This is a genomic window from Bacteroides sp. D20, from assembly GCF_003436255.1.
Taxonomy (GTDB): Bacteria; Bacteroidota; Bacteroidia; order Bacteroidales; family Bacteroidaceae; genus Bacteroides; species Bacteroides uniformis.
The window spans coordinates 1-713 of sequence record NZ_QSOO01000055.1; the positions used below are offsets into that span (position 1 = coordinate 1).

A 713-nucleotide genomic window follows, 5' to 3' on the forward strand; every position below is an offset into this window, starting at 1 on the left:
CGATAAATCAGAATTTAGAGGCAATGGCGAAACAACTCTACGATTACTGGTTTGTGCAGTTTGACTTTCCGAATGAGGAGGGTAAGCCTTATAAATCAAGTGGAGGGAATATGGTTTGGAATGAAAAACTGAAACGAAATATACCAATAGGATGGAATAATGGCACACTTATAGACATCGCCAATATAACAATGGGGCAATCACCAGACGGTACCAGTTACAATGAAATAGGGGAAGGGGTGCTCTTTTATCAAGGAAGTACAGATTTTGGGATGAGATTCCCATCAGTCAGACAATATACAACGGCACCATCTCGATTTGCAAAGAAAGGTGACATACTAATGAGTGTGCGAGCACCTGTTGGCGCCGTTAATATAGCAAACAATGACTGCTGTATTGGACGAGGTTTATCAGCACTTAATTCAAAAATAGGTTCTACAACGCACTTGTATTATATACTCAATGATTTGAGAATTGCATTTGATCAAAGGAATGCTGCTGGTACAACATTTGGCTCTATTACTAAAGAAGATCTATACAACCTACCAATTGTTATTCCCGCAAAAGAGGTTATAAGTGCTTTTGACAAGATTTGCTCACCTATGTTTGATAGACAAATGCTTTTAGGTGAAGAGATTGATACTTTGATTAAGCAGCGAGACGAACTTCTCCCACTTCTGCTGAATGGTCAAGTGTTGGTAAATTCTGATTTA

General features: G+C 38.7%; 1 protein-coding gene. It reads left to right on the forward strand.

Going from position 1 to position 713, the window contains the following annotated elements:
* On the forward strand, positions 1-713 hold a 713-nt coding region (locus tag DXD78_RS20940), incomplete at both ends, for a restriction endonuclease subunit S (protein WP_370448330.1).